Annotated in this window: 29 protein-coding genes; 1 reads left to right on the plus strand and 28 read right to left on the minus strand. The window is 52.0% G+C overall.

Translation table 11 applies throughout. From position 1 onward, the window contains the following. Nucleotide 1 precedes the first annotated feature (1 nt). From panB to MHI45_RS06460, 9 genes are all read right to left on the minus strand, one after another. A complete protein-coding gene (gene panB, locus MHI45_RS06420) occupies nt 2-868 on the minus strand; it encodes a 3-methyl-2-oxobutanoate hydroxymethyltransferase (protein ID WP_076109831.1) in 867 nt (288 codons plus the stop codon). A gap of 322 nt (nt 869-1,190) precedes the next feature. Further along, complete coding sequence (locus MHI45_RS06425) at nt 1,191-1,994, minus strand: biotin--[acetyl-CoA-carboxylase] ligase (RefSeq protein ID WP_076109832.1); 804 nt, start codon at nt 1,992-1,994, stop codon at nt 1,191-1,193. Further along, entirely contained in the window at nt 1,987-3,420 is a 1,434-nt protein-coding gene (locus MHI45_RS06430; RefSeq protein WP_076109833.1) for a CCA tRNA nucleotidyltransferase, read from the minus strand. Before MHI45_RS06430 ends, MHI45_RS06425 begins: the two co-directional genes overlap by 8 nt. A gap of 10 nt (nt 3,421-3,430) precedes the next feature. Beyond that, a complete protein-coding gene (bshA, locus tag MHI45_RS06435) occupies nt 3,431-4,588 on the minus strand; it encodes an N-acetyl-alpha-D-glucosaminyl L-malate synthase BshA (RefSeq protein WP_076109834.1) in 1,158 nt (385 codons plus the stop codon). Between the two features lie 99 nt (nt 4,589-4,687). Then, complete coding sequence (gene bshB1 / locus MHI45_RS06440) at nt 4,688-5,392, minus strand: bacillithiol biosynthesis deacetylase BshB1 (RefSeq protein WP_076109835.1); 705 nt, start codon at nt 5,390-5,392, stop codon at nt 4,688-4,690. Then, nucleotides 5,392-5,814, minus strand: a complete 423-nt coding sequence (gene mgsA, locus MHI45_RS06445) for a methylglyoxal synthase (RefSeq protein ID WP_076109836.1) — start codon at nt 5,812-5,814, stop codon at nt 5,392-5,394. The genes bshB1 and mgsA overlap by 1 nt, the downstream gene beginning before the upstream one ends. A gap of 17 nt (nt 5,815-5,831) precedes the next feature. Beyond that, a complete protein-coding gene (dapB, locus tag MHI45_RS06450) occupies nt 5,832-6,635 on the minus strand; it encodes a 4-hydroxy-tetrahydrodipicolinate reductase (RefSeq protein WP_076109837.1) in 804 nt (267 codons plus the stop codon). A gap of 34 nt (nt 6,636-6,669) precedes the next feature. After that, nucleotides 6,670-7,191: a tetratricopeptide repeat protein gene (locus MHI45_RS06455; protein ID WP_076109838.1), complete on the minus strand. Its 522-nt coding sequence runs from the start codon at nt 7,189-7,191 to the stop codon at nt 6,670-6,672. A 59-nt stretch (nt 7,192-7,250) separates the two neighbouring features. After that, a complete protein-coding gene (locus tag MHI45_RS06460) occupies nt 7,251-7,580 on the minus strand; it encodes a nucleotide pyrophosphohydrolase (protein ID WP_038594447.1) in 330 nt (109 codons plus the stop codon). A 159-nt stretch (nt 7,581-7,739) separates the two neighbouring features. Here MHI45_RS06460 and MHI45_RS06465 point away from each other — a divergent pair, with 159 nt between their 5' ends. Then, nucleotides 7,740-8,609, plus strand: a complete 870-nt coding sequence (locus MHI45_RS06465) for a YitT family protein (protein ID WP_076109839.1) — start codon at nt 7,740-7,742, stop codon at nt 8,607-8,609. A gap of 177 nt (nt 8,610-8,786) precedes the next feature. On the opposite strand, the gene MHI45_RS06470 is transcribed toward MHI45_RS06465, so the two are convergent. From MHI45_RS06470 to trpD, 19 genes are all read right to left on the minus strand, one after another. Next, a complete protein-coding gene (locus MHI45_RS06470) occupies nt 8,787-9,686 on the minus strand; it encodes a sporulation protein YpjB (RefSeq protein WP_083675532.1) in 900 nt (299 codons plus the stop codon). A gap of 56 nt (nt 9,687-9,742) precedes the next feature. Continuing rightward, nucleotides 9,743-10,381, minus strand: coding sequence for a DUF1405 domain-containing protein (locus MHI45_RS06475; RefSeq protein WP_076109840.1), 639 nt, complete (start codon nt 10,379-10,381; stop codon nt 9,743-9,745). 94 nt (nt 10,382-10,475) lie between these two features. Beyond that, on the minus strand, nt 10,476-11,357 hold the full coding sequence (locus MHI45_RS06480) for a menaquinol-cytochrome c reductase cytochrome b/c subunit (RefSeq protein ID WP_076109841.1): 882 nt from the start codon (nt 11,355-11,357) through the stop codon (nt 10,476-10,478). 28 nt (nt 11,358-11,385) lie between these two features. Further along, a complete protein-coding gene (gene qcrB / locus MHI45_RS06485; protein WP_038594453.1) occupies nt 11,386-12,057 on the minus strand; it encodes a menaquinol-cytochrome c reductase cytochrome b subunit in 672 nt (223 codons plus the stop codon). 5 nt (nt 12,058-12,062) lie between these two features. Next, nucleotides 12,063-12,617, minus strand: a complete 555-nt coding sequence (locus MHI45_RS06490) for a QcrA and Rieske domain-containing protein (protein ID WP_076109842.1) — start codon at nt 12,615-12,617, stop codon at nt 12,063-12,065. Nucleotides 12,618-12,838: 221 nt separating this feature from the next. After that, nucleotides 12,839-13,264 carry a DUF2487 family protein gene (locus tag MHI45_RS06495; protein WP_076109843.1) on the minus strand — a complete coding sequence of 142 codons (426 nt, stop codon included), beginning with the start codon at nt 13,262-13,264 and terminating at the stop codon, nt 12,839-12,841. 128 nt (nt 13,265-13,392) lie between these two features. After that, nucleotides 13,393-13,572, minus strand: a complete 180-nt coding sequence (locus tag MHI45_RS06500) for an IDEAL domain-containing protein (protein ID WP_038594463.1) — start codon at nt 13,570-13,572, stop codon at nt 13,393-13,395. A gap of 18 nt (nt 13,573-13,590) precedes the next feature. Next, nucleotides 13,591-14,097 (minus strand): gamma carbonic anhydrase family protein, encoded by a 507-nt coding sequence (locus tag MHI45_RS06505; RefSeq protein WP_076109844.1) that lies wholly within the window; start codon nt 14,095-14,097, stop codon nt 13,591-13,593. An 11-nt stretch (nt 14,098-14,108) separates the two neighbouring features. Next, the gene (locus MHI45_RS06510; RefSeq protein WP_076109845.1) at nt 14,109-15,197 is read right to left on the minus strand and encodes a hypothetical protein; all 1,089 of its coding nucleotides are present in this window, start codon (nt 15,195-15,197) and stop codon (nt 14,109-14,111) included. 90 nt (nt 15,198-15,287) lie between these two features. After that, a complete protein-coding gene (locus MHI45_RS06515) occupies nt 15,288-15,875 on the minus strand; it encodes a histidine phosphatase family protein (protein ID WP_076109888.1) in 588 nt (195 codons plus the stop codon). A gap of 157 nt (nt 15,876-16,032) precedes the next feature. Then, nucleotides 16,033-16,626: an anti-sigma factor family protein gene (locus MHI45_RS06520; RefSeq protein ID WP_076109846.1), complete on the minus strand. Its 594-nt coding sequence runs from the start codon at nt 16,624-16,626 to the stop codon at nt 16,033-16,035. A 5-nt stretch (nt 16,627-16,631) separates the two neighbouring features. Further along, entirely contained in the window at nt 16,632-17,219 is a 588-nt protein-coding gene (locus tag MHI45_RS06525) for an RNA polymerase sigma factor (RefSeq protein WP_038594474.1), read from the minus strand. Nucleotides 17,220-18,045: 826 nt separating this feature from the next. Further along, nucleotides 18,046-19,140 carry a prephenate dehydrogenase gene (locus MHI45_RS06530; protein WP_076109847.1) on the minus strand — a complete coding sequence of 365 codons (1,095 nt, stop codon included), beginning with the start codon at nt 19,138-19,140 and terminating at the stop codon, nt 18,046-18,048. A gap of 49 nt (nt 19,141-19,189) precedes the next feature. Further along, nucleotides 19,190-20,287 (minus strand): histidinol-phosphate transaminase, encoded by a 1,098-nt coding sequence (hisC, locus tag MHI45_RS06535; RefSeq protein ID WP_076109848.1) that lies wholly within the window; start codon nt 20,285-20,287, stop codon nt 19,190-19,192. A gap of 57 nt (nt 20,288-20,344) precedes the next feature. Continuing rightward, on the minus strand, nt 20,345-21,166 hold the full coding sequence (gene trpA / locus MHI45_RS06540; RefSeq protein ID WP_076109849.1) for a tryptophan synthase subunit alpha: 822 nt from the start codon (nt 21,164-21,166) through the stop codon (nt 20,345-20,347). Then, nucleotides 21,163-22,362, minus strand: coding sequence for a tryptophan synthase subunit beta (trpB, locus tag MHI45_RS06545; protein ID WP_076109850.1), 1,200 nt, complete (start codon nt 22,360-22,362; stop codon nt 21,163-21,165). Before trpB ends, trpA begins: the two co-directional genes overlap by 4 nt. Beyond that, entirely contained in the window at nt 22,359-23,036 is a 678-nt protein-coding gene (locus MHI45_RS06550) for a phosphoribosylanthranilate isomerase (protein WP_076109851.1), read from the minus strand. The genes trpB and MHI45_RS06550 overlap by 4 nt, the downstream gene beginning before the upstream one ends. After that, nucleotides 23,029-23,859: an indole-3-glycerol phosphate synthase TrpC gene (gene trpC / locus MHI45_RS06555; protein ID WP_076109852.1), complete on the minus strand. Its 831-nt coding sequence runs from the start codon at nt 23,857-23,859 to the stop codon at nt 23,029-23,031. The genes MHI45_RS06550 and trpC overlap by 8 nt, the downstream gene beginning before the upstream one ends. After that, the gene (gene trpD, locus MHI45_RS06560) at nt 23,849-24,889 is read right to left on the minus strand and encodes an anthranilate phosphoribosyltransferase (RefSeq protein ID WP_076109853.1); all 1,041 of its coding nucleotides are present in this window, start codon (nt 24,887-24,889) and stop codon (nt 23,849-23,851) included. The genes trpC and trpD overlap by 11 nt, the downstream gene beginning before the upstream one ends. Nucleotides 24,890-24,916: the final 27 nt, after the last annotated feature.

Raw genomic sequence — 24,916 nt, forward strand, 5'->3', positions numbered from 1 at the left:
CTTATTTCGCTCCTTTTCCGGCAGCGCCGTATAAAGATTCCAATACAGTTTCATCCGCATTAAATACATGATTCTCCGCCGGGAAGGAACGGTTCTTCACTTCCTGTACGTAGCTGCCGATTCCCTCACGGATCAGGCTGCCCACATCAGCGTAGGTCTTGACGAAGCGCTTCTCCCGGTAAGGTGAAGCATATTGCAGCAGATCGTGGAAGACCAAAACTTGTCCGTCGCAGTAACGGCCTGCGCCGATCCCGATGGTCGGAATGCTGACCGCTTTAGAAATCGCCTCCGCTACTTCTTCTGTAACCAGTTCCAGCACAATGCCGAAAGCCCCGGCAGCTTCAAGCCCTTTGGCCTCATCCATCAGCCGCTGCGCATCCTTCGCGTCCTTGCCTTGAATCCGGTAGCCGCCGATCATGTTGACCGACTGCGGCGTCAGACCGATGTGGCCGAGCACCGGAACACCAGCCGCTACAACGGCAGATACGGCCCCGCAGATTTCCAGCCCGCCTTCCATTTTAACGGCTTGCGCCCGGCCTTCCTGCATCAGTCTGCGCACACCGCGCAGCGTCTCGTCAATGCTGCCGTGATACGTCATAAACGGCATATCCGCCACAATGAACGTATTCTGCGCACCGCGCGCCACGGAACGTGTGTGATAGACCATATCGTCAATCGTTACCGGAAGGGTTGTATCATAACCCAGTACAACATTCCCGAGCGAATCACCGACCAGAATCAGATCGATCCCCGCTTCTTCGGCCAGCAGGGCCGAAGGATAATCATAAGCGGTCAGCATGCTCAGCGGCACACCGTCCGTTTTCATTTTTTTCATTTTCACAATATTCAGTGCATGTTTGTCTGCCATGTGCTCCCATTCCCCTTTTCGTAGTTAAAATACGCGTAAACGCGCAAACAAAAAAACCTTTTAGCATGGTCCGCTAAAAAGGTCCGAAGGGCAAAAAAGAGTCACTCGCGATCGTCCCTTCTGTCTCGGTCCTTACGGCTCAGAGCAGAATCCAACGTAACCGTGGAAATACAGTTATGAAGGTGAATCCGAAAAGCAAATTGCTGTTGTATAGCTTGCTTGAATGAGTACAGCTCGACCCTGCGATACCGTCTCTGAGCATATTATAACAAAATCCGCAGTTAATTACACCAAAAAAATGTGACAAGGCATGGAACCCTTGTCACTGGATCATTTCTATTTCACCTGACAATATGCAGGTAATATTCCCGGCAGCATCCCTCAGCAGCAGCCCGCCGCCGTCATCCAAACCGACCGCAGTGCCTTCGCTGCGTCCCTCGGGTGTATTAAAGTACACCTGGCGCCCCAAGGTGACCGACATGGATTCCCAAAGCTCACGAACAGGCTTAAAGCCCCGTTCTATGTAAAGGGTGTACAAAAACTCCAGCTCGGCCAGCACCGCTTCCGTGAGTTGCTGGCGGTCAACGGGAATGCCTCCCCCTTCGATCAGCAGCGAAGTGCCGACACCATGCAGATCATCCGGATAGTCGTCCTCCGTCAAGTTCACTGCAATGCCGATTCCGGCGATGCAATAATGAAGCCCGCCTTCCCGGAGCGAAGATTCCAGCAGGATTCCGCAAATTTTGCGTCCGCCTGCCAGCAGATCATTTGGCCATTTGATGCCGGCCTGCACGCCGCTGATCTCGCGAATGGCGCGGCAGACGGCCACGCCAGCCAGCAGCGTCAGCTGCGGCGTCAGTGACAGCGGAAGATTAGGGCGCAGCACCACACTCATCCAAATGCCCTTGCCGCGCGGCGAATGCCACTTTCTGCCCATCCGCCCGCGGCCGCCGGTCTGTTCCTCGGCGATAATAGCCGTTCCTTCCGGAGCGCCGTTTTCGGCGAGCCTCTTGGCTTCCTCCTGCGTAGACACCACCGTTTCCAGCCGCTGTACACTTCGGTTCCAGCCCGAAACAAAAGTATCTCTGTTCAGCCCGGAAAGCCCCGGCGTTTCATCGCTATTCATCGTTATCCATCCTTTTTGCTTCCTGAAGCAATGATTGTTTATCGTTGGCAATATCTCCAGCCGCTACAGCCTGCAGCAGCGCATGCAGCAGCTCTCCCAGCCAGGGGCCGGGACGTTTCTGCAAAGCTTCGGCCAGCTCATTGCCTGTCACCGCAAGCTCTGCCAAGGTCTGCAGCGGCATTGATGCGCTCCAGGACCGCAGGAGACCCGTGGAGAGCGCCGGCGCTCCAGATGGCTGCACAGCGGCGTTATCCGTCTTAGGCTCTGATTGATCATCCTGCTTGACCAAGCGGCTGCCTAACCCTGACATGGCCACATCCAGCTGCACAGCTGCTCCGGGCCCGGATTTGGCCAGGCCAAGACGCTGCTGATAGGAGGCGGCCTCCGGCACCGCCTCCAGCAGCGTCAGCCACCCTTCGGCGGCTGACGTGCCCAAGGCCAGCACGGCGGCGATCCAGCGCCGCCGAAGCGCCTCGGTGCCGCCCGGAGATTCCGGCGGCACCTCTGCAAGCGCTGCGGTCCAGGCTTCGCGGACACGCAGCACCGAGGTGACGGCGCTGCGCGTCGCCCCCGGGAACGTCCATGCCCGCATCAGGTCGTCGGCCTCAGCGGCCGGCGTCTTCAGGGCATGCAGCAGGAGCGCCCACCGCAGGAGGGCGCCGGGCAGTTCCCCGATCCCGGCTAGCAGGGCGGCGGCTGCCGCCATGTCACTGCCGGTCCAGGGGAACGGGGCTTTGCCGCGCGGCAGCAGGCCGCTACGCGCGAGAAGACCGAGGCCGCGCGCGGGATGCGGCCCCTCTATCATGCGCTCCAGCTCCGCGCGGAGACGCTCCACGGCAATATGCGCCAGCTTGTCACGCTGGCGCAGCAGCCCCCGCCACGTATTCTTGGCGATGGCGAAGTCCAGCACAGACGCGAACCGCACGCAGCGCAGCATGCGCAGCGCGTCCTCGTCAAAGCGTTCCTCCGCCGTGCCCACACAGCGGATCAGGCGATGCTCCAGGTCAGCAGCTCCGCCAAAAGGATCGACCAGCTGCCCATCCAGGCCGCAGCAGATGGCATTGATCGTAAAATCGCGCCGCCGCAGATCCTCCTGCACATCGCTTACAAAAAAGACGTGCTCCGGGCGGCGGTGATCGGCATAGCCGCTCTCCGTCCGGTACGTTGTTACTTCAAAGCTATATCCATCCTGCAATACAGTAACCGTGCCGTGTGCAAGCCCGGTCGGGACACAACGTGTGAACATGGCCATTACTTCTTCCGGCAGTGCCGAAGTCGTAAGATCCATATCATGCACAGGTCTGCCAAGCAGCTCATCACGGATGCAGCCGCCGACAAAATAAGCCTCACGGCCGTCTGCAAGCAGGGTGGCAATCACTTTGCCTGCCGCCTCTGCCATGCCGGATGGTGCCATTTTCCATTCCATGAAGCACCCCTTACCCCCGGACTTTATCCAGTCCGAGCACCTTGCGCCCAAGCACACGGTAATAAATATCCTCATATTGATTCGTAATCATGTCTCTGCTGAAATCGTTGCAGGACCGCTCCAGACAAGCTCTTCTGAATTGCTCTATCATGTCCTCATTCGAGAGCAGCTGAACGGCATATTTAGCCATGGCGGCCGTATCACCAATCGGAGCCAGGAACCCGGTTTTGCCATGCTGAATCAATTCGGGAATGCCGCCAGCCTGCGAGCCGATTGTCGGCACACCGCATGCCATCGCTTCCAGGGCTACAAGACCAAAGCTTTCCTTCTCGGAAGGCAGCAGCAGGAGGTCGGCCAAGGAAATGACCTGGGCAATATCATCCTGCTTACCGAGAAAGCGAACCTTGTCTTCCAGACCCATCTCATTGATCTTTGCCTGAATCTTCGGCAGATCGGGCCCTTCACCCACCAGCAGCAGCTTGGCGGGCAATTCACGGCTCACCTTGGCAAAGATATCAACCACATCACCGACACGTTTGACTGGACGGAAATTGCTGATATGCATCAGGATTTTCTCATTCGGTGAAGCAAAATCCCCCCGCAGATCGGACACGTCACGCGGATAATACACGCGTTTATCGACAAAGTTATAAGTCAGGTCAATATCGCGGGTAATATCCAGCACACGCCGTGTCTCGTTGATCAGATCCAGCGACACCGCCGTCACCGCATCACTCTCATTGATGGCGAGACGGATCAAATCCTTAAGCGATTCATCCTGGCCAAGTACAGTAATATCGGTACCATGCAGTGTCGTTACCACTTTGATGTCATTGCCTAACATCTGCTTGGCAAGGAACGCGCAGACCGCATGCGGCACCGCATAATGGACATGTAATAAATCCAGCCCCTGCATCTTGGCGACCTGAGCCATCTTAGTAGCCAGCGCCAGATCGTAGGGGGGATAACGGAAGACATAATAATCGTTAACTTCTACCTCGTGGTAAAATATATTTTTCTGAAACGTACCAAGCCGGAACGGGATACTGTGTGTAATAAAATGGACTTCATGGCCTTTCTCGGCCAACAGCTTGCCCAGTTCAGTTGCCACTACACCCGAGCCGCCAAGAGACGGATAACAAGTGATGCCTATTTTTAGCCGGTCCATAGCTCCGCCCCTTCGATAAACTTATGTTATGTTAGTACTTTTAGTAATGACATGAGTTAATTATAGTTGTTCATCGGGCTGAAATAAAGCTTTGTGTGTTTAACGGCCTCCGGCGGTGAACATTTCAACGGCATGCGGCACTTTACTGGCGAAGCCCTCCGCATAAGGAATAAACCTGCGCTGTCCGAGCAGCATATCCCGCGAACGAACACGTTCGATATAGCCTTCATTAAGCGGGGTCGAAACTACATCCTCACCCGGTGCTTTCTCGAATTGCGAACGGTAGCTGGATAGCGCCTGCTCTTTAATGCTGTATTGTGCAGTTACATCTACGATAAGATCACACCGTCCGAGATCGTTAATGAAGTAAAAATAAAGCAGCGGTGCCGCTACCGCAGGCTTGTCCGGCATATATTTGCGCAGCTTGGCATTAAACACAGCCTCTTCCACCAGCTTGCTGCAAGCAATATGGTCAGGATGGCGGTCTTCCCAATAAGGTGCAAATACGATGTCCGGTGCGAATTTGCGAATTTCTGAGGTCACCGCTGAGAGATGCTCCTCTGTCAAATAGAGTCCCCGGTCAGGGAGCCCCAGATTCGTGCGGAGTGAGGCACCGAGCAGATCAGCGGCCTGCTGAGCTTCCAGCTTGCGCCGTTCCACGGTTCCGTTCGAGGACATTTCCGCTGCGGTCAAATCGCATAGGCCCACTTTCAGGCCGGCAGCAGTATGTTTGGCGATGGTTCCAGCCATGCCGATCTCGGCATCATCGGCATGAGCGCCGAATACTAGGATATCCAGCTTCATTATTCGTCCACACCCGGCTTGTACTTATGTACCAGCTCCCGCCAGCCGAAATCGCCCCGGTCAATCGCCTTGACCAGAATTTCCGCAGTAGCAATATTTGTTGCTACCGGAATGCCATACACGTCACATAAACGCAGAAGGGCAGTAATGTCAGGCTCATGAGGTTGTGCCATCAAAGGATCACGCAGGAAAATAATCAGATCCAGCTCATCCTGCGCCACCAGCGAACCGATCTGCTGGTCTCCGCCCAGCGGACCGGACATGTAGCGGTGGATCTGAAGGTTGGTTGCGTCCATAATCCGCTGGCCGGTCGTCCCTGTAGAGTACATCTCAAGTCCAGTAAATACATGCTCATAAGCGGTTACAAAATTCACCATCTCATCTTTTTTCCGGTCATGTGCGATAAATGCAATCTTCAACATGTGTTCTTCTCTCCTGTCTATTCTATAAAGTGCTCAAAACCATAGATCATTCCTGTGTACTCCATCACTTTCTGGATACCCAGCTTGACTCCAGGCATGTATCCAGCCCGTTCGTAGGAATCATGACGTATTTTAAGCGATTGCCCAAAACCGCCGAAGACTACTTCCTCCTGGGCAAACACACCGGGGAGGCGAACGCTATGAATGCGGAAGCCGTTGTAGTAGCCGCCGCGCGAGCCCTCAATAATTTCTTCTTCTTGAGGATTGCCTTGACGCAGCTCCTCACGCGCTTCAGAAATCATTTCTGCTGTCTTGATTGCCGTGCCCGATGGAGCATCCAGCTTCTGATCTCCATGATACTCGATAATTTCGAGATGTGGAAAATACTTGGCAGCTTGGGCGGCAAACTTCATAAGCAGGATGGCCCCGATGGAGAAGTTAGGTGCGATCAGCCCGCCGATTCCCTGATCCTGGCATTGCTTGTCCAGTTCCTTAATTTGTTCGGGAGTAAATCCGGTAGTACCAATCACCGGACGTACCCCATATTTGATTGCGAGTGTCGTATTAGCAAAGGCTGATTGAGGAGTCGTAAAATCAACTAACACATCCCCGTTGCTATGTGCAAGGGCGGCCTCAAAGTCCGATGTAACATTAACTCCGCATTCTTCCAGTCCCGCGAGACGACCGGCATCGATACTGCCTGCCGATCGATCTACAGCCGCAGCCAATTCCAGTTCATCATCCTGCAGCACCAGCTTTATTACCTCTTTGCCCATTCTGCCTCCTGCTCCGGAGACAATTACTCTGATCTTGTCGCTCACCCTTATTTCCTCCTCGCTTTCACTGGTTCCATGTTTATTGGATATATTTTTGCAATGATTTCTGAAGGTCCTTCATGAGCTGCCGCAGACCGGAATCATCCGGATGCAGGGAAATGACCTCTTTCATCGCGGCGATGGCCTGCAAGTGCTCGTTCATCCGGCTGTGCGCAATGGCGAGCCATACATATGCATCCCCGTATAGTGGATCCAGCGTAATCGCTTCTTTCAGCAGCGTGATCGGATGATACGGATTATTCGTCCCCGCTGATTCATCTTCAAGCAGCCTTTTAGCCTCCTGGACAAGCTGTAGCGCCTGCAGATGCTGAAGATGCAGCCGGTATTCAGGCTTGCCGTTATCAAGCTTGAGCGCTGCCAGTGCATGCTCCAGCGCCTTCTCCAGCATCCCGCTGCGGGCATAGGTAATGGAACAGCGGTATCTCACCTCGGCATCATCCGGACTGGCCGCTATAGCTGCCTCAAAGAAGTGTATCGCTTCGGCGAAATCGCTGCGCAGAATAGAGCGGTAGGCCGCTTTTACAAAATCGTTATGATTCATATCCTCACCATCCTAACGGCTAAATCCCGTTCGTTTGGTACAGCATATGTTATAGAAGCCTAATCGGTGTTTTTCAGTGTCCATCGCCCGGCATCGCGGGTATTGAACTTATGCATGACTTTATTGTGGGCTTCGGTCAGATCGATGCCCAGCGAATTGGCGAAGCAGATCGTAATGAACAGAATATCGCCCAGCTCCAATTCAATGGAATTTTCCGCTTCGTCGGATTTTTTCGGCTTCTCACCGAACTGATGGTTTACTTCACGGGCCAACTCACCCACTTCCTCGGACATTCGGGCCAGCATAGACAGCGGGCTGAAGTAACCTTCTTTAAATTGTGAGATGTACGCGTCGACTTCACGCTGCAAATCACCAAGACTTTTATCCATAATTTGTTTCTTCGCCCCCCTGAGAGTTCTTGCCTTCTGTTTGCCCCTATGTTATCGTAAAGACGTTTTGAAGACAAATCTTTTTTAAATTTACAGCTTCACCCCATGAAAGCAATGTTAGTACAAACTGCCCATTAAGAGGCTTAGGCGAGGGATTATATGAAATCATCCAAATTGTTCGCGATCGGGAAAACAGTAGCTCCCATTATGCTCGGTGCCGCAATCTATGCATTTGGGCTCCTCTATTTTATAGTGCCCAACCAACTGATGGAAGGCGGGGTAACCGGGATTACCATCCTGCTGAATTACGCCTTTGACCTTCCCATATTCCTGACTACATTACTGCTTAACCTTCCGCTGTTCCTGCTCGGCTGGAAAGTGCTCGGCTCAAACCAGATTTTTTATACAGGTATAGGAATCGGTTTGTTGACCTTTTTCCTCTGGGTATTTGAACGGCTGATTGCTGGCGGCTGGCTTATCCCGTTCAACACCGAGCATGATTTCATTCTTGCTTCATTATATGCAGGGGTGACGCTTGGCGCGGGACTTGGGATCGTCTTCCGTTACGGCGGGACCACCGGCGGTGTCGATATCGTAGCCAGAATTCTTGCCCGCAAGTTCGGCTGGAGCATGGGACAGATCATTCTGGCTGTCGACATTATCATCATTGGCGCCTCCCTGCTCTACATACCCCGGGAAAAAATATTGTATACCCTGGTCGCCGTCTTTATTTCTTCGCGGGTCATTGATTTTATACAGGAGGGTGCGTATGCCGCCAAAGCCTTCACCATTATCAGCGATGACGCCCCGCAAATTGCCGATCTTATCACAGCAGAGATGGACAGGGGCGTAACGCTTATCCCTGCTATCGGCGCTTACTCCAAGCAGGCGAAGCACATGGTGTACTGTGTCGTCTCCCGCCAGGAGATCCGCCGCCTCAGCCAGCTGGTGAAATCCATCGACCCCACGGCGTTTGTGATCATCAGCGATGTGCATGATGTGCAGGGGGAAGGCTTCCGGCAAACCTAAATCCATGAATCAGCGTGATTCATCATTAATAGGGTGGACAAAAAAAGGCTTTCCCTGCCATCATCACACGATGGATGGGGGAGCCTTTTATTTTAGCTACATCTTATAATCAGCAGAAAATGTATCGTGGCAGAACTATTAACCATACGGGGTCTGCCGCCTGCCTCATGGCCGGATCTATACCGGCTTCCACTCCTCATTCTCGCCGCGATACTTGCGGTATCCGGTATAGGCCAGCGCTGCCAGAATGAATGCCCCGGCAAGCAGCCCCCACCCTCCGTACTCCGGCGGAGACAGCGGCAGAGATAAAGCCGGCTCATCCCTCTCTTTGCCAAACATCACCCGCACTGCGTCCTGTCCGTAAGAAACGATCTCCAGCAGCCGTGTGCGTTCGATCGGCTGAGAGGAGGATGGAATACCCGCCGCGTAAGATAACCAGGAATCAAAGGCATTCACCACCTCCGGCTGGCGGGAGATGACCACTGCAGGACGGATATTGTCATATCTGCTTTGCAGTCTTGTTACTGCCGTTTTCCAATCCTTAAGATTATTGGCAACAGCACTTTGCTCCATATCGTTCAGATCCTCGCGGATCAGCTTGTAGTACTGCAGCCACATCGGTTGCTTTGGATGATTCAGGCTGTTGGCAGCGAGCCTGAGCTTGGCAGCGGCAGCTTCCCACTTCTGGGGATTGATTTGCGCAGCCGCCATTGTAGTCTTAAGATCCATAACCACTGTCGACAGTGCATTTATTCCCTCCACTGAGGTCAGGCCTTCAAAGGATGAGGATACAACAATCTGTGAAATCTCCTCGCTCTCCTGCCTTGCCTTGGCGACATCCCCTTCCAGAACATAGCTGTACAAAGCCTCTGCCGCCTGCTCCAGCCGCTGTGCTCCAGTCCTGCCGGTAAGCGCCGGAGATTCTCCGCTTACTGAACGCCCGGTACTAAGCGAATTTCCAAGGCCGGAACCTGCAGCGGCAGCACTAGAATCTGCCATAACCTTTCCACTATTCCCTCCGGCAAGCAGCCAGCACAACACTAACCCTGTCAGCACATAATATCTCCTGCGCGGCATGAGACATCCCTCCTACCCTAAATGTATGGCAGGAGGACAAGAGATAGAACAGCCTGTCAGCGCCTATTGCTGAAGCTCTCCAGCGGCCTGGTTCTTCTGCTGAAAATCCAGGCTGCGGAGGCGCTGAGCAAGGTTAATCCAATAGTGAAGTACTGCACCCCTATTACATCATCCTCCAGCACAGAAGGCAGCCACGGATAAATCCCAATCGAATAATCCACCATGTCGTTGGCAAGGGTCCAGAGCAGCGCCAATGGCAGCATTCTGCGGAAAGCGAAGAACCGGGCATAGATCAGCGCTTCAACCGCCATCCCGGTATGCGATGCGACCAGCATCCAGTCCTTCCAGCCCACAGCGTCCCCCTGATATCCCCCGGCAAAAATAATGCTTACCGCCCAGATACCGTACTTCACGGAGGTGAGAACCGCCAGTGCTTCGATCAGTTCACGCAGCAGAGTCCCTTTCAGACTCTTTGGCGGATACAGCAGGAGCAATAAAGCGGCCGTAAAGAACAGGCTCGCAGTCGGACTATCCGGAACAAACGGAAGCAGCCAGGCAGGATAATTGGCTGCTGTATATTCCAGTTGATTGCCGTACCACATGTAACCGTAAATCGTACCGAAGAAATTCACAATAAAGAGCAGCCATATGACTCCCCGGTGTTTAAACAACTTCTCGAACCAATGAAACGGCATATCGACACATTACCTCCTAGATCATGGCAGCCTCTGCATTTACACAACCAAAAACCTGACCGCATGCACGATCAGGTTTGCGCTTATCATTATTTTACTGTTCGCTTTTTTGTTTGGCAAGCCAGCCGGCAAGAGTGTCAATATCCTGCTCTGTCAGACCTGCGGCCACCGCCGTTTCATACATCGGAGGCATTTGCCCCTGTCCCTCTTTAATGATCGTGAGAATCGCATCTTTGTCATGGGTATCGCCAACACCACGAAGCGCAGGCACACTACCTCCGCCTTTCATATCGACAGCATGACAAGAGACACAGGTAGCTTGCTTATAGAGCGCCATCGCCGGATCACTCTTGTCCACGATGGCTACTTCCTCCGTTTCAACAACACTTGTGGTCGGCAAACCTTTGGCTCTGTTCTCGGCCGCCTTTTCCTCACGCTGCACATCCTCAGGAATTTGATCCGTTAATGCCATTTCATGCTTATATTCCGTCCAGGCTGTATTCGTCAAATAAATGATCGCTGCGAGGGAGAGGAACATTAGAGAGGAAGCGATCGGCCGGCGGTAGAACCGCCGTTCCCGGCCCGTATCCAGAAAGGGGGCCAGCAGGAGGGCCCCAAAGGCTACACCTGTAACGCCAAGTGTGCCAAGCACAATATAGTCGCCGGAGGCATAAGGCAGCTTCAAATATTGATACAGGAACAGGAAATACCAGTCTGGTATCGGAATTACGGTTGCACTGGCATTCGCAGGGAAGCCTAGCGGCGCCGGCTCTGAAATGGTCAGCACCAGGATGCCCACTAGCACAACAACACCGACCATCCATTCTTTCAATAGAAAGTTGGGAATAAACGCTTCCGATTTGCCCGGATATGCCGTATAGTCCGGCGGTGTAATGAAACCGTTACCCTTGCGGACACGGGAATCACCGACAAATACGACCTTTTCTTTGGTGTTGTCCTTGTCTTTGTGTGCCATCTGCAGTTCCCCCTTTCTGTCAATTGACTTACAGCGGACCGGAGATACCCTGTCTGCGGATCATAATAAAGTGTCCGACGAGCAGAATAAGCAGGACCGCCGGGAGGAAAAATACATGCAGTGCAAAAAAGCGGGTTAAAGTTTCTGCGCCGACAATAGTGCCGCCCTGCATCAATTCCTTCAGCACAGGCCCCATAACGGGTACAGAATTAGCAATTTCCAGTGTAACCTTGGTTGCAAAATAAGCTTTGTTGTCCCAAGGCAGCAAATATCCGGTCAGTCCAAGCCCCAGCATCACGAAAAAGATAAGCATACCGACGATCCAGTTCATTTCGCGCGGTGCCTTGTAGGAACCGGTGAAAAATACGCGCATTGTATGAAGGAACATCATCACGATGACGAGACTTGCGCCCCAGTGATGCATACCGCGGACGATCTGCCCGAAGGCCACCTTAGTCTGCAAATATTCCACACTGGCATAGGCATTTATAATATCTGGAACATAATACATTGTCAGAAACATGCCCGATAAGATCTGAATGACTGTAATAAAGAAAGTAAGTCCGCCAAAGCAATAGACAAATGCCGAAAAGTGATGTGCCGGATTGACATGCTCAGGTACCTCATGATCGGCGACATCTCTCCAAATCGGCGTAATATCCAGACGTTCATCAATCCAGTTGTAGACATTTTTAAACATCAGATTTACGCCTCCTTCTTAGCTTCGGTGTTGGGGACGATATCGCCAAGATAGACCCAGCCTCCATCAATCTTGGTCTTGTACTGGTCAAGCGGCTTCGGGGCGACCTCTAGATTCTTGCCTACTTTAGTATACCTCGCTCCATGACATGGGCAATGGTATTCATCCGGATAGGACTTGTTATTGTTCCATCTGACCGTACATCCCAGATGCTTACAGATCGGTGAAAGCGCATAAATTTCTCCGCTCTCATTTTTACGGATCCAGGCCGTCAGCGTAGCTGTACTGGCATACCATCCGTCCTGCTGTTTCAGCTCAAACGTAAACTCCTGCGGTTCATCGGTAATTTTAGAGGTTTCCGCAATTTTGATGAATTCACCCTCGCCTTTTTTATGTAATATCGGGTCTACGGCAAAACGGATCATCGGCAGGACTGCCCCGGCCCCCATAAAAGCGGTAGCTCCGCCAAGGGTATAGGTTAGAAACTGTCTGCGTGACATCTCTTTTAGGCTGGGCGGTCCTTGCGGATGCGGCTCCTGCTCTTCTTCATGGCTGCTCATACTGTGTGTAACCCCCTATTCAGAAATTGGAGAAGGCACCTGCAGTGTTATCCAGAGGTTTTTCCTGTAAATAATCCGTTTACAATGATATAAGTCACACGACATATAAGTTCAACCTAATCATAGCGTAGGGTCCAAAACCCGTCAAGAATATTGTCTAAATTGTGACAGGCATATTGGGGTGCTTTTTTATAAATTGTTGATTTTCTGTCACATTTAGCTCATTTATCTTCTTGCCACATCTGCTCGATTTTCCTCCCTATCTGACTCTTAAAGGATATTATCCGGGACGCGTCAAATCCAGTCAGGGAAAGGACTAAATCGCTTTCAACAATTTCGCTGGACAACAGCTCCAAATCGGATGAAGCTACAATGATGTATTGGAAGTGACTGGATTTGACTTTTCGGCAAATCTCATTTAGGTATTGAATATTATCACCTGAGCTGTACTGAATTGCCGGGTAGGTTACAATGCGCCCTTGAAAGGGTTGTTCAATACAGTCCAGCAAATCACGCAGCCGTTCAAGTGCCTCTGCCGCCTCCGGCGGACTCTCCGTACCCTTCAGGCCGGTAAATGGAATCAGGCAGGTATCGAAGTATTTGCAGTTTGCCTCCCAGCTGCTTTTGTCAAAATCACTAAATTTCATTACTGTTCATTCCCCTCACCTGAATTGTTCAAACATTTTTGACAAACATTTCTCCTTGCTTTCTCGAAGATACCGCTAAATCCCTCTTTTACAGGACAACAAAAAAAGAAATGCGCCAAGCGCATCTCTTATGCCAAACTTTTCAGTTCTTCAGTCAGATACCGGAAAGCCGCTTTATCTCCGGCCGCCAGCGCTGTGTCAATCTCCCGGTACAAGATGTCGGTACGACGCTTTCGCAGCGCTTCATCCCACACCATTTCTGCCGCAAGCCCTAGCATCACTTCATAGGTAGCCTTCATTTTGTCCATTCGATACACCTCCGCTGTTTAGAAGTTTCCATATTCCTTCGCCTTGTTCACATAACTCTCGCTGGTGCGTGACATTCTCAGTAAGTCCTGCTCGGTCAATTCACGGACCACTTTGGCGGGGGTACCCAAGGAAAGGGTGTACGGCGGGATCACTTTGTTTTCGGTTACAAGAGATCCGGCTCCTATTAAAGCATATTCACCAATCTCTGCTCCGTTCAATATAATCGCACCCATTCCGATTAATGTGCCTCTGCCTATCCTGCAACCATGAATGATTGCGGAGTGCCCTACCGATATGTCATCCCCCAATATCAGCGGCAGATTTTCCGCCACATGGCCTACAACCCCATCCTGAATGTTGCAGCTTTTTCCAATAATGACTGGAGCAAGATCGCCCCGAAGCACCGCATTGAACCAAATACTTGAATGCTGTCCTACACTCACATTCCCTACCAGCTTAGCCCCTTCTGCCACGTAAACAGATTCATCGAGCTGCGGTATGTAATTCCCATAAGCAATCCGCATTTTCCTCCCCCTTACTTCGGCAGTCGCTTCGGAGTGGCGGCTTCCGTCCCCCATGGCGTCATTTGGACTACCGGGCCTTCAGGTGTCTCCCCAAGCCGGATCATTCCAAGATGCAGCATCATCCGCAAAATACGCTGTTCCAGGATCGATGCGGCATCATCATAGTAAAACGGTTTGATCAGCCAGCCCAACCCCTCCACCAAGGAAGAAACGCTCACCCACTCTTCCGCACTTACGCTAATCCAGTATACGAGCGATGGAAGATTAGGAACAGCACCTTTATAGAGTTTTAACCAAAAGGTGAATAACTGCATCAGTCTTTCCGATTTTCCTTCCGCAAGCAGCGTCTCACCTGCCAAAGTCAGCTTCAAACGGTAACCTTCTTCCGAAATATAGCGGCGGTGCCTCGCATAATCATACAGAAGCGCCATTCTTGGCGGATAATGCTCGCATGCTCTGCCGTAACCGAATCTCCAGCCCCCCTTGCCCAGCAGCGGCTCAGGAACTTGGATCACGTTCATTACGCCCTGCTGATAACGTTTATAGAGGGCACCCTCCTGGTTCAGCTCCAGCTCATTGTCCATCACATAACGCAGGAACAGCAGCAGATCGCCCGCCAGCAGATCACCTTCCCCGCGGTATACCGCTGGTTCGCTGCTCCGGACCACATGTTCCTTGATATGCTGTCCCATCCTCTCGCGGAAACGGTTCTTCAGATCCTCCGGCACCTGAAAGAGGTATCTGCTCTGCTGAGAGGCGCCGCTGAAGAGCCATCCGCCGCTTTTGAACCGGCTGACCATCTCACGGTAACCGCCGGTTTTGCCGGCAGGTGCATCAAAGCAGGCCTGCCTCGCGGCAGCCAGCAAATCTTCAAGACTGAATTTGCTGCGTTCGTCGAACAACAGCGTGTTGAGAAACCGCAGTTCCTCCGGGGTGCAATTCCGGATATGTGTCTCCATGAAATCGCGGCTTCCCAGCGTGATCAGTATACTCTGAATCAAATCATGTTTAGAATTTCGTTTGCAATCGCACTGGTAGCGCCCCGCAATGGCGGTAAGCTGACCAATGTCTGCGTAAGTGAGCATATCCGCCAGATTCATCTTTTATCGCCTCACCGTTTTACTACCATTATGGGAAATACAGCCCTTTTTATTCCTTATTACGCAAAAAAAATAACCCGAGGCTTCGGGTTAACGCTGATTTTGCAAGATATGACGTGTACAATTGTATAACAGCGGACTCCATTCCAGTTCCTTTTTCTCCAGGATGGTCAGCGACAGATTGCCAAGACGTTCTGTGTACTTGTCCTTATAAAGCGCGGTGTACAGCTGAGCCAGAAAGCCGCCGTGGGAAATAACCAGCACATTGCTCTGCGGATAACGGGCCGATAGATCCTCCAGGAAAGCCAGACCGCGTACCTGCAGCTGTTCATCCGTTTCTTGACCCAGTGACAGCAGGTTCCACTCTTTGCCCCACTTCTCCTCCCGCTGCATGGCAGTCATGCCTTCCACCTGTCCATAGGCACGCTCACGGATCCGGTGATCGGGTTCAAGCAGGGGAATGTCCAGCTTGGCAGCTACGATCTTCCCTGTCTCCGCTGCGCGGGAAAGACTGCTGGTAATGCAGTAGTCCCAGCGGTAAGGTTCCTGCAGAAGCCTGTCTCCCAGCATCTCAGCCTGCCTCCGGCCCTCATCGTTAAGCGGAATGTCACTTTGCCCCTGTATCTTTCCTTCCGCATTCCAATCGGTCAGCCCATGGCGTACTAAGCCGATAAGCATTGCCATCACCCTTCCCTTCCTTTATGTTTGCTTAATAATGTATCATGAATGAAAACAAATGTCTTCTTTTTGAAAGATTATTATGCCTTTTCGCTTTTCCTGCACGGAAACAACACAACAAAAAAAGCCCGCTTTACTTGGTAGTAAAGGGAGCTCCTCATTGTCTGCGGTAACGGTTCAACCGGATGAGCAAAAATATCGATAAGCCTACCCCCAGCATGGACAGCATCATCCAATATTGTGGATGGGTTGGCCCCATGCTCACTACAAGCGGCTCGATAATGCCGCCTTCTGATTCCAGAACAGGATAAGCCGGCGACCATCCTAGTGAAAGGCCGGCCACACCCGTATCCACAATCCCGCTTTGCGCTGTGGTTGTGTTATGGGGTGTTTTAAACATAGTGAAATATAGGAAGCTCGATAGAAATACTGCCAGAAAGCAGGCAATCCAAAGGCTTATCCGGCGGCGGAAAACTGTAGAATTTCCGGCAGATTTCCCGTCCCCGGGCATCAGCCAGGGACTCTCGAGATAAATCCGCTCCATAACCCTGAGGTTTATAGCTTCCGCACGTTCTTCGCTGACTTCTACCTTCGTCTCAAGCATAAGCTCGCTGCTCTCCTGCCACAATGCCCACTCGGAGGCGCAGTACGGGCAACTTGCAATATGCCTCTCAAGTTCAATCCGCTTGGGGTCGGTGGGGGGAGCGTCCCACAATAGCGGAATGAAATCTTGCGCTTCCCTGCAGTTCATTGGCCTTACACCCTCTCAGCCTGCTCTTCAAGTTCAGGCTCATAGAAATAGGACTCGAGCTGGAGCTTCACACTGCTCCTGGCACGGAACAATAATGATTTCACGGAGCTGACACTCTGATCCAAAATAATGGCGATTTCCTGATAATCCATTTGATCATATTCACGCAGAATGAGTGCAGAACGCTGCTTCTCCGGTAGATTATTGATCGCTTCACGTACCAGCATCATCCGTTCTTTACGAAGTGCCGCTTGCTCCGGCGCTACCTCTGGCGGAGCTACAGGAGTATAGCCGCTTTCTTCAAGAGATACATTGCCTGCACGATTCTTGCGAAGCTCACTCAGCACCGTATTACGGGCGATTGTATACAGCCATGTCGAGAATGAAGCATCCACTTCACGGAAGGAATGCAAGCTGCGGAACGCCTTATAAAAGGTCTCCGAGCAGAGATCTTCGGCAATCAGCTCCATATGGGAATTCTTAAGCATATGATAGACAAAAGCCAATATTTTACGTTGGTATCTTCGCATCAGTTCCGAGTATAATTCTGTGTTTCCTTGCTTAATAAGCTGGATCAACTGGGAATCCGTCATGGTGAGTTCGGCCCTCCTCGCCCTTGCACGTTTAATCCCGGCCGGTCTGTAACTACTTATACCGGTCGGGGCTTAAAAAGTTGCGCTTTTACACTAAATTTGTACCGTTTTATGAAATACTTCCTATGTATATTCAAATACCCGGTAAATAAGGCATGCCACATGTAAATACAGAAATAAATACGCATCTTTACAGGTTTCCTTACATCCCGCACGGCTCTTTTTTGATGATTACGGAAAGGAATCTATAAACATACTTAACCCAGTATAGCATAGATTCTAACAGGATGACATTAATAGACTCGAGGCAACAATACATTATTTTACATTACGGATATTTAGTCGAATCCTGCTTCATTCCTAAACCTGCCATCTGCGCACCCAAAAAGTCAGTCGAAACGCTCTTTCTTTTCTGTTCCGGATGGCCGGATCTGCGATTTGGAAAATAAAGTTTAAAGAAAGTGTTGACAAAATGTAAACGGATACATATAATAAAAGTACAGTATGGTTTCTCTCCACTCCTATCCAAACACTGCACAATTCCAATTCATTGTGAATTGTAGCCGCTTACTTTGTAAGCGGTCTTTTTTTGTCCATTTTCAGGCTGAGGTGCGCCGTAACCCCCAACCAAAAAAGGCTTTGACTTCGAAGTTTACTCAGGTATTTTGCGGGGAGTCCGATAACTTATTACTTACAACCAAGTGGAAACGGCTTCGCTGTCCTTAAAAGGACGATATCCGTTTCAGCAAGAAATAGAAGGATAATTTATAGCGTGAAGCATATAAATTCCATATTTTTAAAAAAGCCGGGGCATTCGCCCCGGCTTCTACACATATACCGTATAATCATTGTGCTGCAGCAGAATCTTAGCCCGCTCCATGTCATTCTCCTGACGGAAAGACAGCCGCATAATGCCGGGAACGTCTTCACGGCTCTCAATAATCTGCACATTGCTAAGGTTGATACCCTGATCCCCCAGCTCCGTAGCGATTCGCCCGATAATACCCGGATGATCGGGAACATCAATATGGAGATCGAACAATGGCGTAATCATTCCTTTACGGCGCTCCGGCAGCTGGCTGCGGAAGCCGTTAGCTTCGCTGAAAGCCTCCTCAATGCCTTCTCCGTCCGCCGTCTCCAGCAATTCGATAAATGAAGATACCTCCTGATTCCAATCCTTCAGCAAGCGCAGCATCACCGTACGGTTGTTAAGCAGAATATCGCGCCAGATGATCGGATCACTGGAAGCAATCCGTGTGATGTCGCGGAATCCGCCTGCAGCCAAAGTGCTGTACAGGGAATCCGTATTATCATAGGCATGAATCTGATTCACAAGCGCGACGGCAATAATATGCGGCAGATGGCTGATCGCACCGACGATTTCATCGTGGCGTTCCGGATCGAGCCGGACGATCTGCGCTTTGGTATGTAATAGCAAGGCTTCAAGTGCATGATACGCATCATCCGGCACTCCCGGCGGAGGTGTCAGCACATAATAAGCATTCTCAAACAGCAGTGAGGAGGCTGCTTCCACACCGGAGCGCTCGGAACCGGCCATGGGATGCCCGCCTATGAAATGCACATCGGGAAAGTCGAGTGAAACCGCGCAGGCGGCAATGCTGGCCTTAGTGCTGCCGACATCCGTAATGATGCAGCCGGGTTTCAGCGGAAGCTTGCTTAACTGCTGCAAATAATCCTCCAGCATGCCTACAGGTACGCATAGAAAAATAAAATCGGCGTCCAGCGCCGCTTCTTCAACAGAAAGTGTCGCCTGATCGACAACACCTCTGCTGACATATTTAATTGCGGATTCAGGACGGTGGGCATGGCCTACGACGGTCAGGCCCTCCTTGCCTTTGAAGCAAAGGGCCAGTGAGCCTCCGATCAGACCGACACCGAAAATGGCTATTTTTGTCGTCATGTTCTTTGTACTACCTGCCTTCTATAGGTATCGTCTTGTCTGTTACAGGCTACACCTGTACCTTCTGATCTTTAAGCACCCGCTCCAAAGCGGCGATAAAAGCCTTGTTCTGCTCTGTGGACCCGACAGTAACACGGATATAAGTCGGGTAAAGCCTGTGACCAGCTCTTACAATGATGCCTTGGCGCAGCAAGGCGTCGAATACTTCGGTTGCAGGCTTGCGTACATCTACCATAATGAAATTACCGTGTGCCGGGAAAAAGTCCAGGCTCAGGCGTTTGAATTCTCCCTGAAGCTGAATGATGCCCGCGCTGTTGAGACGGCGGCATTCCTGCACATAATCCTGGTCAGCCAGTGCAGCCAAGGCGCCAGCCTGGGCTAGACGGGAAGTGTTGAAAGGTTCCCGAACCTGATTAATCAGCTTGATAATCTGCGGACTTGCAACACCATAGCCGATGCGGAGCGCAGCCAACCCATAAATCTTGGAGAAGGTGCGCAGCACCACCAGATTCGGATACTTAGCGAGCAGCTCAATTCCGTCCGAATAGGAAAGGTCTGTTACGTATTCGGAGTATGCTTCATCGAGCACCACCATTACATTCGCAGGAACCGCGTTCAGGAAAGTGACCAGCGCCTCTTCAGGCACAATCGTACCGGTTGGATTATTGGGATTGCAGATCCAGATCACCTTTGTCCGTTCCGTCACTGCAGCCAGCATCGCGTCAAGATCATGTGTACCATTTGCCAAAGGCACTTCTATCGAAACAGCACCTTCTATATCGGCATTGCTCTTGTATACGGAGAAGGTCTGATCCGCCATAATTGTCTCGTCACCCGGCAGGAAAAAGGCACGTGTAATCAAGGCGATGATTTCATCGGAGCCGCAGCCGAATATGATATTGTCGTTCTCCACGCCAAGGTGGCTTGCCAGTGCGCTTGTCAAATCAGCGGCCGCGCCATCAGGATACAGAAAAAGATTGTCCAGATCGGCAATAATAGCAGCTTTTGCGCTCGGCGAAGGACCATAGGGGTTCTCATTGGACGCCAGTTTAATGACCTCACTTAAGCCCAGTTCTTTCTTAACCTCATCAATAGGTTTGCCTGGCTTGTAGACAGGGAGGTTGATAATATTTGGTTTCGGATTCATTTATGTTCCTCGCTCTCCATGGGTAAGATAGCTGCTCTCAGGTCTGTCAGCAGACCGTTATGGTCTTAATTGTGCCACAAATTCACGAATTTGCAACAGTCCTTGGCTGCGGGTATCCGGATTGTCCAGCAGCGGAATCACATCCTCCACCTTGCGGACAATGGCACTGCCTACGACCACACCGTCGCAAATGCGGGCAAACCGTGCCACCTGCTCGCCCGTCGAGATGCCAAATCCAACAGCTACCGGCAAGTCTGTTGCCCGGCGTACGGATTCAATAAAGTCATCCACTCCGGTATGAAACGACGATCTTTCGCCCGTCACACCAAGGGAGGAGACACAATAGACAAAACCGCTGGCACCGGAGACAATTTTGGCAATCCGCTCACTGGAGGTCGGTGCGACAAGCGGTATCAGATTCACACCGGCCTCACGGCTGCGCAGGCGCATCTCCCCGGACTCCTCCACAGGCAGATCGGGAATGATCAGGCCGCTGATTTCGTGGGTCTCAAGCTCTGCAAAAAAGGTGTCCAGGCCCATCTGCATAACCGGATTATAATAGGTGAATAAAATGAACGGAAGCTCGCTTCCCGCGTGTCGGGCCTTCAGTGCCGTTTCCATACAGGTTCGAAGGTTAATGCTGCCTCGCAGCGCTCTAGCAGATGCCCGCTGGATCACCGGACCATCCGCGAGCGGGTCGGAGTAAGGAACACCCAGCTCCAGAATATCTGCACCCGCCGCCTCCAGTTCGGCAATGATATCAAGCGTGGTCTCCAGATCGGGATCGCCAACCGTTAGAAAAGGAATCAAGGCCGTCCGTCCGGCCTCTTTAAGCTGCCGGAAGGTCAAATCCATCCGGTTTGTCGTGTCCGTTGTCATTGCTTACCCGCTCCTTCCGTATAGGCCATTATAGATTCCACGTCTTTGTCGCCGCGCCCGGACAAACAGATGACTACAATATCATCCTTGGTGAGCGTGGGTCCGATCTTAGCAACATGCGCCAAGGCGTGGGCCGACTCCAGAGCTGGAATAATGCCTTCAGTCATACACAGCAGCTTCAAAGCCTCAAGCGCTTCCTCATCCGTAATCGGCACGTATCGGGCACGCTCTATATCTTTGAGGTAGGAATGCTCAGGGCCAACTCCCGGATAATCCAATCCGGCAGAGATGGAATGCGCCTCTGTAACCTGTCCATGTTCATCCTGCAGCAGATAGCTCAGGGAGCCTTGAAATACTCCATGGGTTCCCTTGCTCATTGTCGCAGCATGAAAAGGGGTATCGATCCCCTTGCCTGCAGCCTCTACTCCGATCATGCCGACATTCTCATCCTCCATAAATGGATAGAACATGCCGATCGCATTGCTTCCTCCGCCTACGGCAGCAACCAGCAGATCCGGCAGCCTGCCTTCGGCCTCCAGAATCTGGCGGCGGGTCTCATCGCCGATAATCCGCTGGAAGTTGCGGACCATCATCGGATAAGGATGCGGCCCAACCGCAGAGCCTAAGATATAAAAGGTATCTTCAACATTGCTGACCCAGTAGCGCAGCGCTTCATTCCCTGCATCCTTGAGTGTCCGTGATCCGGAAGTCACCGGTATAACCTCTGCCCCCAGCAGCTTCATACGGAAAACGTTAAGCGCTTGGCGGCGTGTATCCTCCTCCCCCATAAACACCTTGCATTCCATCCCAAGGAGCGCTGCCACCGTAGCCGTAGCTACGCCATGCTGGCCTGCACCTGTCTCGGCAATAACCTTCGTTTTGCCCATCATCTTGGCCAATATTCCCTGACCGATCGCATTGTTGATCTTATGTGCTCCAGTGTGATTCAGGTCTTCACGCTTTAGATAGATCTTAGCCTCACCGATATGCTTGCTGAAACGTTCCGCATAATACAGCGGAGTCTCCCGTCCGGAATACTGCTTCAGCAAATAATCTATTTCTTCCTGAAAAGCCGGTTCCCCCGAATACTTGCGGTAGGCTTCCTCCAGCTCAATCAGTGCATTCATTAAAGTTTCAGGAACGAAGCGGCCTCCAAAAGAACCAAAACGCCCATTGATGTCCGGTACTTGTATCATGATTGCTTCACCCTTTCCACAAAAGCTGTCATTTTAACGATATCCTTAATTCCGCCGCTCTCCACTCCACTGGAAACATCCACGCCATCCGGGGCGTAGCCCGCCAGCAATTCACTGACATTGCCCGGCTCCAGCCCCCCGGCGATAAATAAAGGCAGCCCATACGCCGCTGCCGCCTGCTGGAAGTGAGGAATACGTTCCCAATCAAATGTCCGGCCCGAACCGCCGCCCTGCGGATCATAAGTATCCAGCAGCAACGCATCCACCACACCTGCATAGCTTTCCAGGCTACTATGGCTATCCGAAGCATGTTCTGTGTCACGGCTGACGACAGAAAGAGCTTTCCAGACCTGTACCTGCGGAAACGCCAGCTTAACCTCACGGCAGAATTCCGCACTTTCCTGCCCATGCAGCTGTATCACACCCAGTGGAACTGCCGTCATGATTTCCCGAAGCTCTGCCAGTTCCGGGTTCACAAACACACCTGCGGCTTCCGGAGCCTTGTCTGCCTGCCAGTCCGCAAGCTGTGCGGTAAGCACCGCTGCCTGCTCCGGGGTTATTCTGCGGCGGCTGGGAGCAAAGACAAAACCGATATAATCCAGTGGTAATCGCTTCATAGATTTTAGCACTTCAACGTCCTGAAGTCCACAGATTTTTACCATTGTCTCACTCATGCACGGCACGGCCTTTCCCTGCCTGCACCGGACCCAGCAGCTCATTCACCGCCTGCTCCACGTTCTGCTGACGCATTAAATATTCTCCAACCAACACGCCAAGGGCGCCGGTTGTGCTGAGATAGTCTATATCACGGGGCCCTGCAATCCCACTCTCGCTGATTACCGGTACTCGCTTAGGTGCAAGCGTGGCCAGCTCTGCCGTAGTCGCAAGCGAGGTGTCAAAGGTATGCAGGTTGCGGTTGTTGATTCCCAGCAGCACATTCGGATGTGCCGCTTTGCCGGTCTCCAGTAGCATTTCCAGTTCATTGCGGTCATGAATCTCAATGAGTACATCCATTCCCAGTGAGGAAGCCAACTCTGTGAAGTTAGCAAGCCGGTTCGGGTCCAGAATAGCCGCGATCAGCAGGATGGCATCCGCTCCCAGCAGACGCGCCTCATAAATCTGTTTCTCGTCGATAATAAAATCCTTGCGCAGCAGTGGAAGACTTACCGCCTTTCTAACCTGCTGCAGGTATAAACCGCTGCCCTGAAAATACTCGCTGTCCGTAAGAACGGACAAGCAGTCGGCACCTCCCGCCTCATAGCCTTGTGCTATGGAAACCGGATCAAAATCCGCCCGGATCAGACCTTTGGACGGGGAAGCCTTCTTCACTTCCGCAATCAGCCCCATCTCTCTGTTCCGCCGCTTCGTGAGCGCATCACGGAATCCTTTTGTGGACGGGAGCCCGGAAATTTCAAGCTCAGCCTGAGCCAGCGAAAAAGTCGCGGCCAGCGCCTCTACCTCTTTGATTTTGGTGGCAACAATCCGTTCAAGATACATAATCAAGCTCCTTCGTCATGACTTTCAGCTGCTCCAGCTTGAGCAGTGCCGCGCCTGAATCTACTACTTCTCTTGCTTTCTCTACGCCATCTCTCAATGTATCCGCCAATCCGGCCACATAGATACAGGCACCTGCATTGGCCAATACAATATCGCGGTAAGGATTAATTTCTCCGGCCAACACGGCGGTGATAATCGCTGCATTTTCAGCTGCATCTCCGCCAAGCACATCTTCCAGCGGATGTCTGCTGAGGCCCAGTTCCTCTGGAGTCACTTCATAGGTAAACACAGCCCCGTCTTTCAGCTCGGATACCTGTGTAGGTGCGGAAATGCTGATTTCATCGAGACCATCCAGACTGCTTACAATCATCGCGCGCTTGGAGCCGAGCTCCTTCAGTACATTCGCGACTGTTTCCGTCTTGCTGCGGTCATAAATGCCCATCAGCTGCCGGTCAGCTCCCGCTGGATTGGTCAGCGGTCCAAGCATGTTAAATACGGTCCGGACGCCTAGCTCACGCCGGGGTGCGGCGGCATGCTTCATGGATGGATGATAGATTTGTGCGAACAGGAAGCAGATGCCGATACTGTCCAGACACTGGCGGGCCTGCTCCGCATTCAGATGAATGTTGACGCCCAGCGCTTCCAGCACATCGGCGCTGCCCGCTCTGCCGGAAGCAGAACGGTTGCCGTGCTTGGCGACCCGGACCGAAGCGGCTGCGGATATGATCGCCGAGGCCGTAGAAATGTTGAATTTATGGATTCCGGAACCGCCGGTTCCGCAGGTATCCAGCAGCCGGGTGCGCTCCGTAAGCACAGGAGTGCCGAAACCGCGCATGGCTTCGGCGAAACCGGTAATTTCCTCCACCGTTTCCCCTTTGATCCGTAATGCGGTCAGCAAAGCGCCAATTTGTGCCGGTGATGCCGATCCCTCCATTATTGTTCCCATAAGCTCACGCGCCTGTGTGCGGGTTAGATCCCTTCCCTCGATCAGTCCGGCAATTCCTGATTGCATCAATTGACTTGCTTCCATAGTTCTTTTCCTCCTAAAAGTTTTGTG

Origin of the sequence: Paenibacillus sp. FSL H3-0321 (genome assembly GCF_038002865.1) — a bacterium.
Taxonomy (GTDB): domain Bacteria; phylum Bacillota; class Bacilli; order Paenibacillales; family Paenibacillaceae; genus Paenibacillus_AQ.